The organism is Kribbella sp. NPDC051620, assembly GCF_044453825.1.
Classification (GTDB): domain Bacteria; phylum Actinomycetota; class Actinomycetes; order Propionibacteriales; family Kribbellaceae; genus Kribbella.
This window is the reverse complement of record NZ_JBITDB010000008.1, coordinates 75,008-89,568: the sequence shown is the minus strand read 5'-3', so window position 1 is coordinate 89,568 and position 14,561 is coordinate 75,008. Positions and strand designations below refer to the sequence as shown.

16 protein-coding genes are annotated in these 14,561 nt (G+C 68.3%); 7 read left to right on the top strand and 9 right to left on the bottom strand.

All coding sequences use genetic code 11. The features are described from left to right. Positions 1-199: 199 nt before the first annotated feature. Positions 200-598 carry a hypothetical protein gene (locus ACIA12_RS35385; protein WP_396371677.1) on the bottom strand — a complete coding sequence of 133 codons (399 nt, stop codon included), beginning with the start codon at positions 596-598 and terminating at the stop codon, positions 200-202. Between the two features lie 102 nt (positions 599-700). Between ACIA12_RS35385 and ACIA12_RS35380 the strand changes: the two genes are divergently transcribed. Further along, positions 701-1,129 (top strand): hypothetical protein, encoded by a 429-nt coding sequence (locus ACIA12_RS35380; RefSeq protein WP_396371675.1) that lies wholly within the window; start codon positions 701-703, stop codon positions 1,127-1,129. Positions 1,130-1,156: 27 nt separating this feature from the next. Here the strand turns inward: ACIA12_RS35380 and ACIA12_RS35375 are convergent, their stop codons facing one another. Genes ACIA12_RS35375 through ACIA12_RS35365 form a run of 3 tightly spaced genes read right to left on the bottom strand, consistent with a single transcriptional unit; the run spans position 1,157 to position 3,494 of the window. Further along, the gene (locus ACIA12_RS35375) at positions 1,157-2,248 is read right to left on the bottom strand and encodes a branched-chain amino acid aminotransferase (protein ID WP_396371674.1); all 1,092 of its coding nucleotides are present in this window, start codon (positions 2,246-2,248) and stop codon (positions 1,157-1,159) included. Positions 2,249-2,295: 47 nt separating this feature from the next. Next, complete coding sequence (locus ACIA12_RS35370) at positions 2,296-3,345, bottom strand: 3-isopropylmalate dehydrogenase (RefSeq protein WP_396371673.1); 1,050 nt, start codon at positions 3,343-3,345, stop codon at positions 2,296-2,298. Next, entirely contained in the window at positions 3,342-3,494 is a 153-nt protein-coding gene (locus ACIA12_RS35365) for a hypothetical protein (RefSeq protein WP_020392829.1), read from the bottom strand. The genes ACIA12_RS35370 and ACIA12_RS35365 overlap by 4 nt, the downstream gene beginning before the upstream one ends. A gap of 257 nt (positions 3,495-3,751) precedes the next feature. Here ACIA12_RS35365 and ACIA12_RS35360 point away from each other — a divergent pair, with 257 nt between their 5' ends. The 5 genes from ACIA12_RS35360 to ACIA12_RS35340 all read left to right on the top strand — a co-directional run bounded on the left by ACIA12_RS35360 (position 3,752) and on the right by ACIA12_RS35340 (position 7,721). Next, positions 3,752-4,318, top strand: coding sequence for a class I SAM-dependent methyltransferase (locus tag ACIA12_RS35360; RefSeq protein WP_328326545.1), 567 nt, complete (start codon positions 3,752-3,754; stop codon positions 4,316-4,318). Positions 4,319-4,383: 65 nt separating this feature from the next. Further along, positions 4,384-5,139 carry a class I SAM-dependent methyltransferase gene (locus tag ACIA12_RS35355; protein WP_396371672.1) on the top strand — a complete coding sequence of 252 codons (756 nt, stop codon included), beginning with the start codon at positions 4,384-4,386 and terminating at the stop codon, positions 5,137-5,139. An 88-nt stretch (positions 5,140-5,227) separates the two neighbouring features. Then, positions 5,228-5,743: a SigE family RNA polymerase sigma factor gene (locus tag ACIA12_RS35350; protein WP_396371671.1), complete on the top strand. Its 516-nt coding sequence runs from the start codon at positions 5,228-5,230 to the stop codon at positions 5,741-5,743. After that, complete coding sequence (locus ACIA12_RS35345; RefSeq protein WP_396371670.1) at positions 5,740-6,858, top strand: hypothetical protein; 1,119 nt, start codon at positions 5,740-5,742, stop codon at positions 6,856-6,858. The genes ACIA12_RS35350 and ACIA12_RS35345 overlap by 4 nt, the downstream gene beginning before the upstream one ends. Before the next feature lie 50 nt (positions 6,859-6,908). Next, positions 6,909-7,721: an aldo/keto reductase gene (locus tag ACIA12_RS35340; protein WP_396371669.1), complete on the top strand. Its 813-nt coding sequence runs from the start codon at positions 6,909-6,911 to the stop codon at positions 7,719-7,721. Here ACIA12_RS35340 and rarD read toward each other — a convergent pair. After that, on the bottom strand, positions 7,607-8,584 hold the full coding sequence (gene rarD, locus ACIA12_RS35335; protein ID WP_396371668.1) for an EamA family transporter RarD: 978 nt from the start codon (positions 8,582-8,584) through the stop codon (positions 7,607-7,609). The genes ACIA12_RS35340 and rarD overlap by 115 nt on opposite strands. Beyond that, on the bottom strand, positions 8,581-9,222 hold the full coding sequence (locus tag ACIA12_RS35330) for a dihydrofolate reductase family protein (RefSeq protein ID WP_396371667.1): 642 nt from the start codon (positions 9,220-9,222) through the stop codon (positions 8,581-8,583). Before ACIA12_RS35330 ends, rarD begins: the two co-directional genes overlap by 4 nt. 99 nt (positions 9,223-9,321) lie before the next feature. On the opposite strand from ACIA12_RS35330, the gene ACIA12_RS35325 reads away from it, so the two are divergent. Further along, positions 9,322-10,185 (top strand): LysR family transcriptional regulator, encoded by an 864-nt coding sequence (locus ACIA12_RS35325; protein WP_396371666.1) that lies wholly within the window; start codon positions 9,322-9,324, stop codon positions 10,183-10,185. A 255-nt stretch (positions 10,186-10,440) separates the two neighbouring features. Here the strand turns inward: ACIA12_RS35325 and serA are convergent, their stop codons facing one another. The 3 genes from serA to ilvC all read right to left on the bottom strand — a co-directional run bounded on the left by serA (position 10,441) and on the right by ilvC (position 14,473). Further along, positions 10,441-12,039, bottom strand: coding sequence for a phosphoglycerate dehydrogenase (gene serA, locus ACIA12_RS35320; protein WP_396371665.1), 1,599 nt, complete (start codon positions 12,037-12,039; stop codon positions 10,441-10,443). Between the two features lie 113 nt (positions 12,040-12,152). Further along, on the bottom strand, positions 12,153-13,349 hold the full coding sequence (locus ACIA12_RS35315; RefSeq protein ID WP_396371664.1) for a serine protease: 1,197 nt from the start codon (positions 13,347-13,349) through the stop codon (positions 12,153-12,155). 104 nt (positions 13,350-13,453) lie between these two features. Continuing rightward, a complete protein-coding gene (gene ilvC / locus ACIA12_RS35310) occupies positions 13,454-14,473 on the bottom strand; it encodes a ketol-acid reductoisomerase (RefSeq protein ID WP_343964223.1) in 1,020 nt (339 codons plus the stop codon). Between the last annotated feature and the right edge of the window lie 88 nt (positions 14,474-14,561).

Sequence of the window (14,561 nt, the reverse complement as noted above, 5' to 3'; positions counted from 1 at the left end):
AACAAAAAGACCTCCCGCAAGGTGCGAGAGGTCTGCGCGCTCAGGTACTGCTCGGCTGAGCGCGCTAGTCGATAATGATCTGGTAGCTCTTCATGACATTTGGCAGTCTGCCACAGGAATTCGCAGCTGCGGCCGATTGTCTCGAAACGCGAACATCCAGTACGTCAGCCTGTACTACGTCGTCCACCGGAGTACTGAATCACGCGGTGAGCGACCAGCCCGGGTCGTCCCAGGCGGTGTAGAAGTCCTCCCGGCTGAGCGGCCGGAGCCCCCATTCGTCGCGATTCAGCCCTTCCTCGACGAGGGCGCCGTCCTCGTCCTCGAGCCGCTGCCACCAGTACCGCAGTACGGTGCCGTCCTCGCCGACCTGCAACTGCCGGACGATGACCCACTCGCGCTCGTGCCAGACCGCCTCGAACAGCCAGTCGGTGCCGTACTCGTCCGCGCGCGCCCCGAAGGTCCGGGCGCCGGTCCCCCGGTCGAGGTCGCGGATCAGCTCCACCGAGGCCCGAAAGGCCCGCACGGTGTCCGGCTGCCAGCCGCGTTGATCGGCCAGCTCCGCGTAGTACGCCTCAACCTCATCCGGAAAGCCGCTCATACCCTCGCCTTCGACTGGCTGCCAGTCACTCGACCCTACCCAACGGTCCCCGGTCAGCGGCTGAGAGGATCCTAATGAATTCCGGTGGTTCGAGAGGACACGATGAAGCACTCGCAGTTCCGGCCGGCGTCCATCATCTGCGGCATCGCCGCGATCCTGGTGCTGGCGCCGACCTGGTTCACCTTCGCCGGCTCGCCCGGTCACGACGCCTACCACGCCAGTGGCTTCGGCCTGACCGGCGTGATTCCCGGTCAGGACCATTCGCCGACCGGAGCCGTCGGCGTCTTGATGGTGCTGGTCACCGTCGTGGCGGCGCTCGCTCTGCTGGCGATTCCGCCGGACGACAAGGCCACCTTCGTACTGGCCGTCGCCGGGCTGATCGCGACAGGCGTCATCCTCGCCGACCGCGGTCCCCGGATGATCGGAGTCTCGGCGACCTGGGCACCCTATGCGGCCGCCGCCATCTGGCTGGTCGCCGTCGTCGTCTGCCGCACCGCCGGCACCCGAGCCCAAACGCCCCGGCGACCCTGAGGTCACCGGGGCGTTCAGTTCTGGACTTCAGCAGACCTTGGTCATCCAGCCGTGCGTGTCGGTGGCGCGGCCGTACTGCAGGTCGAGCAGGGCCGAGCGGACGGCCGCGGTGACCTTGCCACCCTCGCCGTCTGCCACCTGGACCTCGCCGCCGTTCCACTTCAGCGAGGCGACCGGAGTGATCACCGCGGCGGTACCGCAGGCGAACACCTCCTGGATCCGGCCGGACGCCGCCCCGTCGCGCCACTCGTCGATCGAGATCTTGCGCTCGGTGACGGTGTAGCCGAGATCGGTGACCAGCTTCAGGATCGAGTCCCGGGTGATGCCCTCGAGAATGGTGCCGGACAGTTCCGGTGTGACGACCGTGCTGTCGTCGAGGACGAAGTACAGGTTCATCCCGCCGAGCTCTTCGATCCACTTCTTCTCGACCGCGTCGAGGAAGGCGACCTGGTCGCAGCCCTGCTCGGTGGCCTCTGCCTGGGCGAGCAGCGACGAGGCGTAGTTGCCACCCGTCTTCGCCGCGCCGGTACCACCCGGGGCGGCGCGCGTGTACTCCTCGCTGAGCCAGATCCGGACCGGCTTCACGCCCTTGGCGAAGTACGAGCCGGCCGGTGAGGCGATCGCGCAGTACGTGACCTGGGCCGACGGACGGACACCGAGGAACGGGTCCGAGCCGAACATGAACGGCCGCAGGTACAGCGAGGTCTCGCCGCCGGTGGGGACCCAGGCCTGGTCCAGCTCGATCAGCTTGTGCAGCGAATCGAGGAAGGACTCCTCCGGCAGCTCCGGCAGGGCGAGCCGCTGGGCGGAGCGGTTGAACCGCGCCGCGTTCGCCTCGGGCCGGAACATGTGGATCGTGTCGTCGGGGTGCCGGTAGGCCTTCATCCCCTCGAAGATGGTCTGGGCGTAGTGGAACACCGAGGTCGCCGGAGACAGCTCCAGCGGTCCGAAGGCGGTGATCCTCGCGTCGTGCCAGCCGTTGTCCCGGGTCCAGGTGGCGATCGCCATGTGGTCGGTGAAGTACTGCCCGAATCCTGGGTTCGCCAGGATCTGGGCGCGCTGGTCGTCGCTGGCCGGTTGGGTGTTTGGCTCAACGGTGAACTGCAAATCCGCGCTCATAGGCGCACCGTACCTCTTGCTGAACTGGTCATGCGAGCCCTCCGTTGTCAGCCCGCGGCGCGCTTGGCGATCGCGTCACCGATCTCGGAAGTCGTCCGGGCCGAGCCCGTACGCTCCTCGATGTCGGCCGTCACGGCCGCCTCGATCGCCGCCGCCGCCTCGGTCAGGCCGAGGTGGTCGCAGAGCAGGGCGGTGGACAGGATCGCTGCCGTCGGGTCCGCCTTCTGCTGGCCGGCGATGTCCGGCGCGGAGCCGTGCACCGGCTCGAACATGCTCGGCGCCCTCTTGTCCGGGTTGATGTTGCCGCTCGCGGCCAGCCCGATGCCACCGCTGATCGCGGCCGCCAGGTCGGTGATGATGTCGCCGAACAGGTTGTCGGTGACGATCACGTCGAAGCGGGCCGGGTCGGTGACCAGGAAGATGGTCGCCGCGTCCACGTGCAGGTAGTCGACGGCGATGTCCGGGAACTCCGTTGCGACCGCGTCGACGGTTCGCTTCCAGAGGTGACCGGCGTACACGAGCACGTTGTTCTTGTGGACCAGCGTCAGCTTCTTGCGCGGCCGCGCCTGCGCCCTGGCGAACGCGTCCCGGACGACCCGCTCCACGCCGTACGCCGTGTTGACGGAGACCTCGGTGGCGATCTCGGCCGGTGTGCCCACGCGGAGCGCGCCGCCGTTGCCGGTGTACGGGCCCTCGGTGCCCTCGCGGACGACGACGAAGTCGACCTCGCCGGGGTTCGCCAGCGGCGAGCCGACACTCGGGTAGATCTTCGAGGGCCGCAGGTTCACGTAGTGGTCCAGTGCGAAGCGGAGCTTCAGGAGCAGGCCGCGCTCGAGCACCCCGGACGGCACGGTCGGGTCGCCGACGGCGCCGAGCAGGATCGCGTCGTGGCCGCGGATCTCCTCCAGCTCGGCGTCCGGCAGCGTCTCGCCGGTCTCGTGCCAGCGCTTCGCGCCCAGGTCGTACTCGGTGCGCTCGAACGTGACGCCGTAGTTCGCGCTGACCGCGTCGAGGACCTTGAGCGCCTCGGCGGTGACCTCGGGACCGATCCCGTCGCCACCGACCACTGCCAGCTTGAACGACTTTTGCGTGCTCACTTCTTGGGTTCTCCCCCGTTGTCGCGGCGGTTCATGGCCTCTTGGACTGGTTGGGTCTCGGCCTGGCGTGGGGCGGGACGGCGACGGCGGGCGGCCTTGCGCTCGCGTCCGTCGACGACCTTCCAGTTGGCCGGATACATGTCGTACATGCTGCTCTCCCGTTTGGTCTGGTGCTGTCACAAACGGCCGACGACTGGCACTACCGGGCGGGAGGTACGCCGAACCCGCGCCGGGGAGGTCGGCCTCAGCGGACCCCGGCGCGGCAGCGAATAAGGCGTACCACGAACTTCATGATGGCTCCGAAGATACTCTGGCGTCCGACTATTTCGCCACAATGCGGGCATCCTGTCTCGGTATTTGAGATATCAGTGACACAACTGGACCAATGCTGTGCAACTCTCAACCGGTGAGTGCTCCCCCAGAACTGCCTCCGCTGGTTTCAGCGGCCCTCAGCCTGTCCGGACGCCGTGGATTCGTCAGCGCGACGCGCAACGAGACCGGCCGATTGCTCGCCACCCTGGCGGCCTCGCGGACCGGAACGCTCGGCGAGGTCGGTACCGGCTGCGGCGTCGGCTCGGCCTGGCTGCGGCACGGCGCGACCGACGACACCAAGATCGTCACCGCCGAGAGCGACCCGCAACTGGCCCAGGTGGTCAAGGAACTGTTCGCCGACGACGGCCGGATCGAGGTCCTGTCGGCCGACTGGACCGCGCTGATCGAGCGCGGCCCCTTCTCCCTCCTCTTCGTCGACGCCCGCGAGGCCAAGCTCTCGGCCCGCGACGTGATCGCCGAAGCAGTCGAGCCCGGCGGCTTCGTAGTACTGGACGACTTCACCCCGTCCGCGGTCTGGCCCCCCATGTACGAAGGCCGAGTCGACACGCTGCGCCAGGAATGGCTCCAGGACAAACGCTTCACCACAGTAGAAATCATGGTCGCCACCGACGCCGCAGTCCTCCTCGCCACCAAACGCTAGGTACTCCCGCGCAGGTGCCGCGATATCCGCTGTCGGTAGCGACGTCCGCCAGCCAGAATGGGTCCATGGCGACTGACGAGATGCCCGGGCACTGGTACGACGCCTACGAGCTGGGCCGGCCCGGCTACCCAGCTCAGGTCGTTGATGTCGCCGAGCTTGCGCCGTCGGCGACGGTGCTCGAACTTGCCGCTGGGTCGGGCAAGCTGACCCGTCGGCTCAGCTCGAGATTCGCGCACGTGGTGGCCGTCGAGCCGGACCGTGGCATGCGTCGCCTGCTCGCCGCGGGTTGTCCAGGCGTCGAGGCGATCGACGGTACCGCGGAACGGATCCCGCTCGCGGACGACGCGGTCGAAGCGGTCTTCGTGGCCCAGGCCTTCCACTGGTTCGACAACGAAGCCGCGCTGGCGGAGATCGCCCGCGTCCTGCGGCCGGGCGGCGCCCTCGTGGTGCTGTGGAACGTGGCGAACGGCCCGGTCGTCCCCTCCATCACGGCTGTCGAAGAACTTCTCGCACCCGTCTGGCCTCAAGACTTCGGGCTTCCGCTCGACATGATGAGTGGCGACTGGGCACCCAACGCCTGGAGCCTGCCCTTCGCCGAACGGACCTTCGACCCGATCTGCGACGCGCGGCTGCCGAATCCCCAGACCCTCGACCCCGAGGGGCTGGTCGCCTTCTTCGGTTCCATGGGCTGGATCGCGAACCTGCCCGACGAGGAGCGGCGGCCACTCGTCGACGCCATCAGGTCTCACCTCACCGCCGCCGAGTACGTGCTGCCCTGGCAGACACGCGTGCAATGGACGCGACTCGAAGCATCGCAATGAATCAGGGTGGTCCTGCCAACACTTTGGCGGTCGCGGAGCGTCAAGGGGGCAGCTGGTGCGAAGGGCACCGGGTGTTGAGAGGACACGGATGGCTATTGGGCGTGAATTCGAGGAATTCACGATCAGCAGACAGACAGCGCTGTTCCGTTACGCGTATCTGCTGATCGGCGACCGGCAACTCGCCGAGGATCTGCTCCAGGAGTCCCTCACGAAGACCTACGTGCGGTGGCACAAGCTGCACGACGCGGCCAACGCCGATGCGTACGTCCGCAAGGTGATGACAAATACGGCGATCAGCTGGTTTCGGCGCAAGTCGTGGCGTGAACGACCCCACGACAGTCTGCCGGCCGGCGTACCGGCGCGCCCCGACGAGGACGTGCCCAGCAGGGTCTGGCTGTGGGGCGAGGTGCGGAAGCTGCCGCCGCAGCAGCGCGCGGTACTGGTGCTCCGGTACTACGAGGACCTGAGCCAGGCCGAGACCGCCCGCATCCTCGGATGCAGCGAAGGCACGGTGAAGAGCCAGAGCTCCCGTGCCCTGAAGAAACTTCGCGCCGGGCTCGGTCCCGAGGCGCTCGTGCTGATGGAGAAGGTGGTGACCGCATGACCGGTCTGCTGAAGGAGACGTTTACCGAAGAGGCCGAGGCGATCGGCGACCCGAACCTCGACCTGGACGCGATCGTTGCGACCGGCAACCGTCGCATCAAGCGCCGCCGGCTGGGCTCGATGCTCACCGCGGCGGCCGCGAGTGTGGCGGTGGTCGGCGGCGGACTGGTAGCGGCGCAGCACTTCGGCAGCAACGAGGGCGCCCAAGTCGCCACCGGTGGACCGCTCACCGAACGCCGCCCGACGTGGGCCTCTGGCAAGGAGATTCACTTCGGCACCGACGTGATCCGGGTGCCTGTCGCCGTCGCGTCGTTCGTCCAGACCAATGCGTACTTCGTCTTCACCAGCGCCGACGGCAGCGTCTACCGCGTCAGTGACATCGGTTCCGCCGGCAAGATCGGCAAGGGCAGCAAGACCCACCAGCTCGCGGCGGATGCCGAGCACGGAATCGTCGGCTGGGTCGACGCCACTCGCCCGGTACCGGAGTTCGTCCTGTACGACCTGGAGGCCGACCGCGAGGTCGCCCGCACGGCAGCCGGCAACCAACGAGCCTCATCGCGCGCCGAATCGCCGCGCGTTGCCGCGATCGACGACGGCATCGCGTACCTGGCGGCCTCCGACGGCCTCCGCCGCTGGACCCTGGCCACCGGCGTCGGCGAACTCATCAAACCCAAGGCCGCGCCGAACTTCCTGCTCGCCGCCGAAGCGGGCCAACTCGTCTGGGACAACAAGGCCGCCGACGACCTCGCCGTGGGCACCGACGTGAACGCTCCGGACCCGGCCCATTTCGACGGCTGGCACGCCAGCATCTCGCCCGAGGCTCGCTACCTGCTGACCGACAAGGCGGACACGGTCGGAGTCGTCGACCTTCGCAGCGGCAAGTCGGCGCCGGTGACGATCCCTGGCTACACGCTGATCGCCCCGACCCAGTGGAAGGACGACCACACCGTCTACGCGGTCGGCTTCCGCGACGAAACCTCGCCGCTGGACCTGCTGACCTGCACGATCAAGCCACCGACCAGCGTGGCGTGCACGCCTACCCTGAAGGACTTCGCCCCGCCCCTCACCCGCGCCTCGACCACTCAGTTCCCGAATGGTGCACCCGCCAATTCGTAGAGGCTGCATGATGGGTGGCGGTGGATCGCACATCCGAATTGGGAGTAGACATGCAAGCACTGAAGCTTTCGAACGGCGCCGAGATCCCGGCACTCGGTCTGGGGGTGTGGCAGGTGCCGGAGGGGCCGGTCACCGAGGGGGCCGTGGTCGCGGCGCTCGAAGCCGGGTACCGGCTGATCGACACGGCCCAGGCGTACGGGAACGAGCAGAGCGTGGGCCGGGCGCTTCGGAGCAGCGGCCTACCGCGGGAAGAGATCTTCCTGACCACGAAGTTCCTTCCCAGCCGCCGCGACCCGCTGGCCGAAATGAAGAAGAGCCTCGAACGCCTCGACACCGACTACGTCGACCTCTACCTCGTCCACTGGCCCCAGGGCGGCCCGACAGCCGCCTGGCCAGGCATGGAAGCAGCCCACGCCGCCGGCCTGGCCAAGGCCATCGGCGTCTCCAACTTCAGCGCCGCCGAACTGGCGACGGTCTCGAAGTCCAGCGAGGTCGCCCCGATGGCCAACCAGTTCCAGTACAGCCCGTTCCTGGACCGCCGCACCCTGGTCGAAGCCTGCCTAGCCGCCAACGTAGTCCCCCAGGGCTACAGCCCCCTGGGTACCGGCGAACACCTCGACGACCCCGCAGTAGCCAAAATCGCAGCCACCACCGGCCGTACCCCCGCCCAGATCCTCATCCGCTGGTCCCTCCAACGAGGCGTCTCAGTAATCCCCAAGTCCTCCACCCCCGCCAGAATCAAGGAAAACTACGCCGCCCTCGACTTCGAACTGGACGAGGCCGCAATGGCAACCCTGGACGCCCTGGACACCACCAACCACACCCCCGAAGCCAAGGCCCCGGGCCAGAAGTGGTGGTCCTGACCACCTCGTCGCCCTAGGTTGGCGGCCGTGAAGGTCGTCAAGGCGGTCCAGATCAGGATGAATCCGGCCAAGCGTTCGGGGGGCATCGGCTCCCCGAACGCGAAGACGGCAAGGAAGAACTGCACCGTCGGCGTGAGGTACTGCAGCAACCCGAGATAGGTCAGCGGGATCCGGCGGACAGCCCCGCCGAAGAACAGCAACGGAATCGCGGTGGCCGGGCCGGCGGCCGCCAGGAGTAGCGATGCCGACCAGCCCGCGTGCCCGAACTCCGCGCGTCCGGCGTGCTCGAGCCAGACCAGATACCCGGCCATGAAGGGCAGGACGACCGTCGCCTCGACGGCCAGGCCTTCGATGGCCGGTGTCGCCGCCTTCTTCTTCAGTACGCCGTACGCGGCGAAGCTGACCGCCAGCCCGGCCGCCACCCAGGGAACCCGGCCGTAGTCGATCGCCAGCCACCCGACCCCGGCGACGGCCAGGCCGAGGGCGAGCCATTGCCCGCGCCGTAGCCGTTCGCGAAACAGAACCACGCCGAACAGGACCGTGATCAGTGGGCTGATGAAGTAGCCGAGCGAGGTCTCCACCACCCGCCCGTGGTTCACGCCCCAGATGTAGAGGTACCAGTTGAACGCGATCACCGTCGCGGCAGCGGCCAGGTACCGCAGCGCGGCAGGCCGCTGCCGCAGCGCACGCCACCACCCCGAGCGCGGGCGCAACCACAGCAGCAAAGCGATGAACGCGAGGGTCCAGACGAACCGGTGGGCCAGTACTTCGACCGCTCCCGCGCCGTCGAGAAGCCGCCAGTAGAGGGGCAGCAGTCCCCAGATCCCGTACGTCGAAGCGCCGTACAGGAGGCCGCGGTTCATTTCAGGACTCGGTACTTGAGGTGGGTGACACCGGGCGCCTCGACGGACCGGATCTGTTCCAGCCGGACATTCCCCGACGTGCCGAAGATGCGAGCGCCATCGCCCAGCAGGATCGGCACGACGTGCAGCTCGAGCTCGTCCAGCAGTCCTGCCGCCAGGTACTGCCCGATGATGTCGCCGCCACCCCAGAGCATCACGTCCTTCCCGCCGGCGGCTTCCTTCGCCTGGTCGAGAGCCGACGCGATCCCGTCGGTGATGAAGTGGTACGTCGTACCTCCTGCCATCTCGACCGGCTCACGCGGGTAGTGGGTCACCACGAACACGGGGTAGTGGTACGGCGGGTTGTCGCCCCACCAGCCCTTCCAGTCCTCGTCCACCCATGGGCCGCCGCCGATCGGGCCGAACATGTTCCGGCCCATCACCGCTGCGCCGAGATTCTCCCGGGCCTCCTCGACGACCCGGTCGCTCGCGTTGACCTGACCGCCCTCCTTGCCGTGACCCTCACGCCAGCTGGCCAGTGGCACCACCCAGTCGTGCAGCCGCTCGCCACCCTCGCCGAGCGGGTTCTCCTCGCTCTGGTTGGGCCCCGCGACGAAACCGTCCAGCGAGATCGAGATGTGACACCTGAGCTTGCTCATCGCTCCTCCTCGGTCGGTGGTCCTGAATCCGAGCATGGAGCAGCGGAGAGATGCCGTCTAATGCCAATATGGTGAGGAATACATTGATATTCTCTATCAATGCTGAACCCGGTCCATCTCAAGATCCTGGCCTCGGTGGCGCGCCACGGCTCCGTGACCGAAGCGGCCAGAGAACTGCACTACTCGCAGCCGACGGTGAGCCACCACCTGGCCCGCCTCGAAGCGTCCACCGGCGTCAAGCTCCTGCAGCGGGTCGGTCGGGGGATCCGGTTGACGCCGGAAGGCCGGCTGCTGGCCAACCGGGCCGCCGAGATCATCGGGCGGATGGACGCGGCGACGAACGAACTCGCTGCTCAGGTCGGACTGCAGGCCGGCCGGGTCCGGCTGGCCGGCAACTCGTCGGTGCTGAGCACGATCGCGCCCAGAGCGGCCGGCATCCTGACCCGGACATACCCGGGACTCGAGCTGAGCCTGATCGAGCGCCACCCCGTCGAGGCGTTGCAGATGCTGCGCCACGGCGAGATCGACGTCGCCCTGATCTTCCGGTACGCCGACGCGCCCGCCGAGGACGAAGGGTTCCGCCTGGTCCACATCGGCGACGACTCGATCTATCTGATCAGCGGGCGCCCCGACGACAGCATCGAGAACCATCGCGACTCCGCCTGGATCGGCGGTTGCGAGCGCTGCCAGGAGGAGCTCTTCACCGTCTGCCGGCGAGCAGGCTTCATCCCGCGAATCGGGTCACTCAGCGACGACATGACCGTCGTACAAGCCTTCGTCGCGGCAGGCATCGGCGTCACCACGCTGCCCGGCCTCGCCCTCCAGGCCCACCGCCACCCCGACATCCACGCCACCAAGATCCCCAACCACACCCGCCAACTCCACGCCGTTACCTACGGCGATCCCCCTGACCCCCCAGCCGTCACCGCCTTGCTGGAAGCCCTGAAAGCCTCCGTCGAGTAACCAGCCGAAAGCTCCCGCATTCCGGCGCTCGACCAGCCCCACATGCTGCGCCCTCGGCTAGTCCGCAGTGCGCGACTAGCCGTCGACTGAGCACCTACCGGAGTACCCGGTAAAGCAGGTGGGCCCGAGCGCGCTCCCGGTGGGAGGGCTCGGGCCCTGGCCGGCCGCCATGCGCCTGCGGGCGGCTGGCCGGACCTGTTTGAACAGTTTGCCTTTCCCTGGGGTCGGTAGCGACCCCAGGGGTGTTTCGACTTGTCAGACCTCGAGGTCGACCGTGCGGGCGGTGTCGGCCTGTACTGCGGTGGCGATGTCGTCCAGGACCGCCGTCGGGATGCTGGAGTCGACGCTCAGCGCGACGAGGGCCTTGCCGCCCTTGCGGTCGCGGCTGACCTGCATGCCGGCGATGTTGATCTCGGACTTGCCGAGGATGCCGCCGACCTGGCCGACGATGCCCGGGCGGTCCTCGTAGCTCAGGAACGCCAGGTGCGCCGCCAGCTCGACCTCGAGGTCGAAGCCGTCGATCTCGACCAGCCGCTCGGACTGCTTGACGCCGACCAGCGTGCCAGACACGGATACCTGACCGCCGTCGGCGAGCGTGCCGCGCAGGGTGATCAGGTTGCGGTGCTCCGGGCTGTCGTGGTCGGTGACGAGGCGTACCTCGAGCCCACGCTCGGCCGCGAGCAGCGGGGCGTTCACGTACGACACGTTGTCCTCGACCACATCGGCGAACACGCCCTTCAGCGCGGCCAGCTCGAGCACCTTCACGTCGTACTGCGTGATCTCCCCGCGCACCTCGACGTCCAACTGCTGGGCGACGCCCCCGGCGAGAGCGGTGAAGATCCGCCCCAGCTTCTCGGTCAGCGCGATCCCCGGCCGGACGTCCTCGGCGATGACCCCGCCCTGGACGTTGACCGCGTCCGGCACGAGCTCACCCGACAGCGCCAGCCGCACGGACTTGGCGACGGCGATACCGGCCTTCTCCTGCGCTTCCTCGGTGGAGGCGCCCAGGTGTGGAGTGGCGACGACGTTCTCGAACTCGAACAGCGGGGAGTCGGTGCACGGCTCCTTGGCGAAGACATCCAGCCCGGCCGCGGCCACCCGGCCTTCCTTCAAAGCGCTGTAGAGAGCAGCCTCGTCGACGATGCCACCGCGGGCGGCGTTGACGATGATGACCTCGGGCTTGACCTTGTGCAGCTGCTCGTCGCCGATCAGCCCGATCGTCTCGGGCGTCTTCGGCAGGTGCACGGAGATGAAGTCGGACGCGGCCAGCAGCTCGTCCAGCGACGCGAGCCGGACCCCCATCTGGGCGGCGCGGCCGGCCTGCACGTACGGGTCGTAGGCGATCACGTTCATGCCGAAGGCGGCCAGCCGCTGGGCGACCAGGACGCCGATCTTGCCCAGGCCGACGATGCCGACGGTCTTCTCGAACAGCTCGACGCCGGAGTACTTCGACCGCTTCCACTCGCCGTTCTTCAGCGAGAGGTCGGCGGCCGGCACCCGGCGAGCAGCGGCGAGCAGCAGCGCGACGGCCAGCTCGGCGGCGCTGACGATGTTGGAGGTCGGTGCGTTGACGACCATCACGCCGGCCTGGGTGGCGGCCTTCACGTCGACGTTGTCGAGGCCGACGCCGGCGCGGGCGACCACCTTGAGCTTCTTGGCGGCGGCGAGCGCCTCGGCGTCCACCTTGGTGGCGGACCGGATCAAGATGGCGTCGACGTCGGCGATGGCCGGGATCAGCTCGGCGCGGTCGGCGCCGTTCGCGTGCCGGATCTCGAAGTCGGGGCCGAGCGCCTCGACGGTGGCCGGGGACAGTTCTTCGGCGATCAGGACGACGGGCCGTTGAGCGTCAGTCATGAGAGATGTCTCCTGCAGAAGCGGTTGGGGGCTCGAAGAGTCAGAGCACCGCGCTGTGCCCGCTGAACACGATGCTACCTGGTCGCCGATCCGGCTGCCCGCAGGGTCTCATCTCAGTCGCAGGGCTGCGGATCCCGTACCGCGACCGCGCGGTCGACCAGCAGCCGGCCCTTCTCGCGCACCAGCTGGTACCGGTTGTCGAGCCGGTTGCAGGTCTGACCGAGCGCGCCGACGCTGTTCGGCGAGAACAGCACGCTGTACGTCACGCGGGCGTTCACCGTCTCCCCCACCTGGGTCACCTCGATGATCCGCGGACCGAACAGGTACGACGTCTGGTGGTGCTCGCGGTCCTCCTCCTCAGTGAGGCTCCTGGCGAGTTTCGACGAGTAGAGCGCCCGCAAGCCGTCGAAATCGTGCCTGTTCGTGGTGGTCATGTAGGCGCCGATCAAGGTCTGCACCTCGCCCGCGAGCGGCGTGTTGGCGACGGTCAGCTCGGGCACGATCGCGGCCTGCGGTCCACGCGAGCGCACGCAGGTGCCGCCGGGTTCCGGGGTGATGCCGGGCTGCCCGGTACCGGCGTACTGGCGCAGTTTTGCGACCGGGACGATGGTGGCCTTGGGCACCGTGTCGCCGGTGATCAGGCCGACCACGCGGCCGGAGCGGTCCAGGGCGGGCGCGCCGAGTTTGGTTGCGTTCAGCACCGCGGTCAGTGGAGTGGGGTTCTTGGCCGGGCCGAGCGGCAGGACGGTCTGCAGCCCGTTGGCGATGTAGCCGACCACGGCTCGATCAGCACCTCGCGACGGCTCCTTCGACGCCAGCTCAGCCGGCGGGTTGGGGAGCTGGCCGATCATTCGCAGTACTGCGACGCCGTCCGCGCTGCTGCCGAGCACGTTGGCCCGCCGGACGTCACCGGTCGACGTGACCAGCGCGACGGACATCGGCTTCTTGATCGCCGAGGCTGCGGTCAGTACGAGGCCGTTGTCGAGCATTACGCCGCTGGCGATGCCGGTGCCCTCGCAGGTGGTGGCGAGGATCTTGACCACGCTCGGACCGGACTTCCGGAGGACTTCGGCCGTGTCCAGGGTCAGGCTGTCCTCGCGGATCAGCCAGCCGGCGCCGGCGCCCAGGACGAGTACGAAGACGATCAGCGGGACCACGAACCGCGGCCGGAACCTCGGCGGCAACGGCGGCTGGGTGGTCACGGCCGGCCGCCGTGGCGGTGGCGCTTCGATCGACGTCAGCGGAGTCGGCACTCCGGCCGGGACGCGCCGAGGCGGCTTCGGCAGCTCTCGCCTGCCGCTGTCCACCATCGACTACCCCCTGGTCACCCGCTCCGGCCCGTTGCGTCACTGATTGTGTCAAACGCCCGGCCCACCACAAGGGCGGGCCGGGCGTCCGGGCGTACAGGCGGAGGTCAGCGAGCCGCGCTGCCCTCGACGTAGTCGTCGTCGTGCGACTTGACCCACGCCATCAGACCGCGCAGCTCCTTGCCGACGGCCTCGATCGGGTGCTCGGCGCTCTTCTTGCGGAACTCGGCGAACTCCGGCGCGCCGGCGTCCTGGTCGGCGATGAAGCGGGCGGCGAAGGTGCCGTCGGTGATGTCGCCGAGGACCTCCTTCATCCGCTGCTTGACCGACGCGTCGATGATCCGCGGGCCGGAGACGTAGTCGCCGTACTCGGCGGTGTCGGAGACCGACCAGCGCTGCTTGGCGATGCCGCCTTCGTAGATCAGGTCGACGATCAGCTTGAGCTCGTGCAGGCACTCGAAGTACGCGACCTCGGGCTGGTAGCCGGCCTCGGTCAGTACCTCGAAGCCGGACTGGATCAGCTGCGAGACGCCACCACAGAGGACGGCCTGCTCACCGAACAGGTCGGTCTCGGTCTCCTCGGTGAAGGTGGTCTTGATACCGCCGGCCCGCAGGCCGCCGATGCCCTTGGCGTAGGACAGCGCGAGGTCCCAGGCCTTGCCGGACGCGTCCTGCTCGACGGCCACCAGCACCGGTACGCCGCGACCCTCGGAGAACTCACGACGGACCAGGTGTCCGGGGCCCTTCGGCGCGACCATGAAGACGTCGACGCCGGCCGGGGGCTTGATGTAGCCGAACCGGATGTTGAAGCCGTGGCCGAAGACGAGCGCGTCGCCGTCGACCAGGTTCGGCTCGATGGCCTCCTTGTACAGCGACCGCTGCGCCGGGTCCGGGGCCAGCACGACGATCACGTCGGCCTCCTCGCACGCCTCGAACGGGGTGAGCACCCGCAGGCCCTGGGCCTCGGCCTTGGCGCGGCTCTTCGAGCCCTCCGGCAGGCCGACCCGGACGTCGACGCCGGAGTCGCGCAGCGACAGCGCGTGGGCGTGGCCCTGGCTGCCGAAGCCGAGCACGGCCACGTTGCGGCCCTGGATCACCGACAGGTCGGCGTTGTCGTCATAGAACATTTCTGCTGCCACTTGGAGCTCGTCTCCTTGATTTCTTTTTGATGAGGTTTTTGAAGCTCAGGCCTGTCGGGCGGGAGCGGGACGGTGA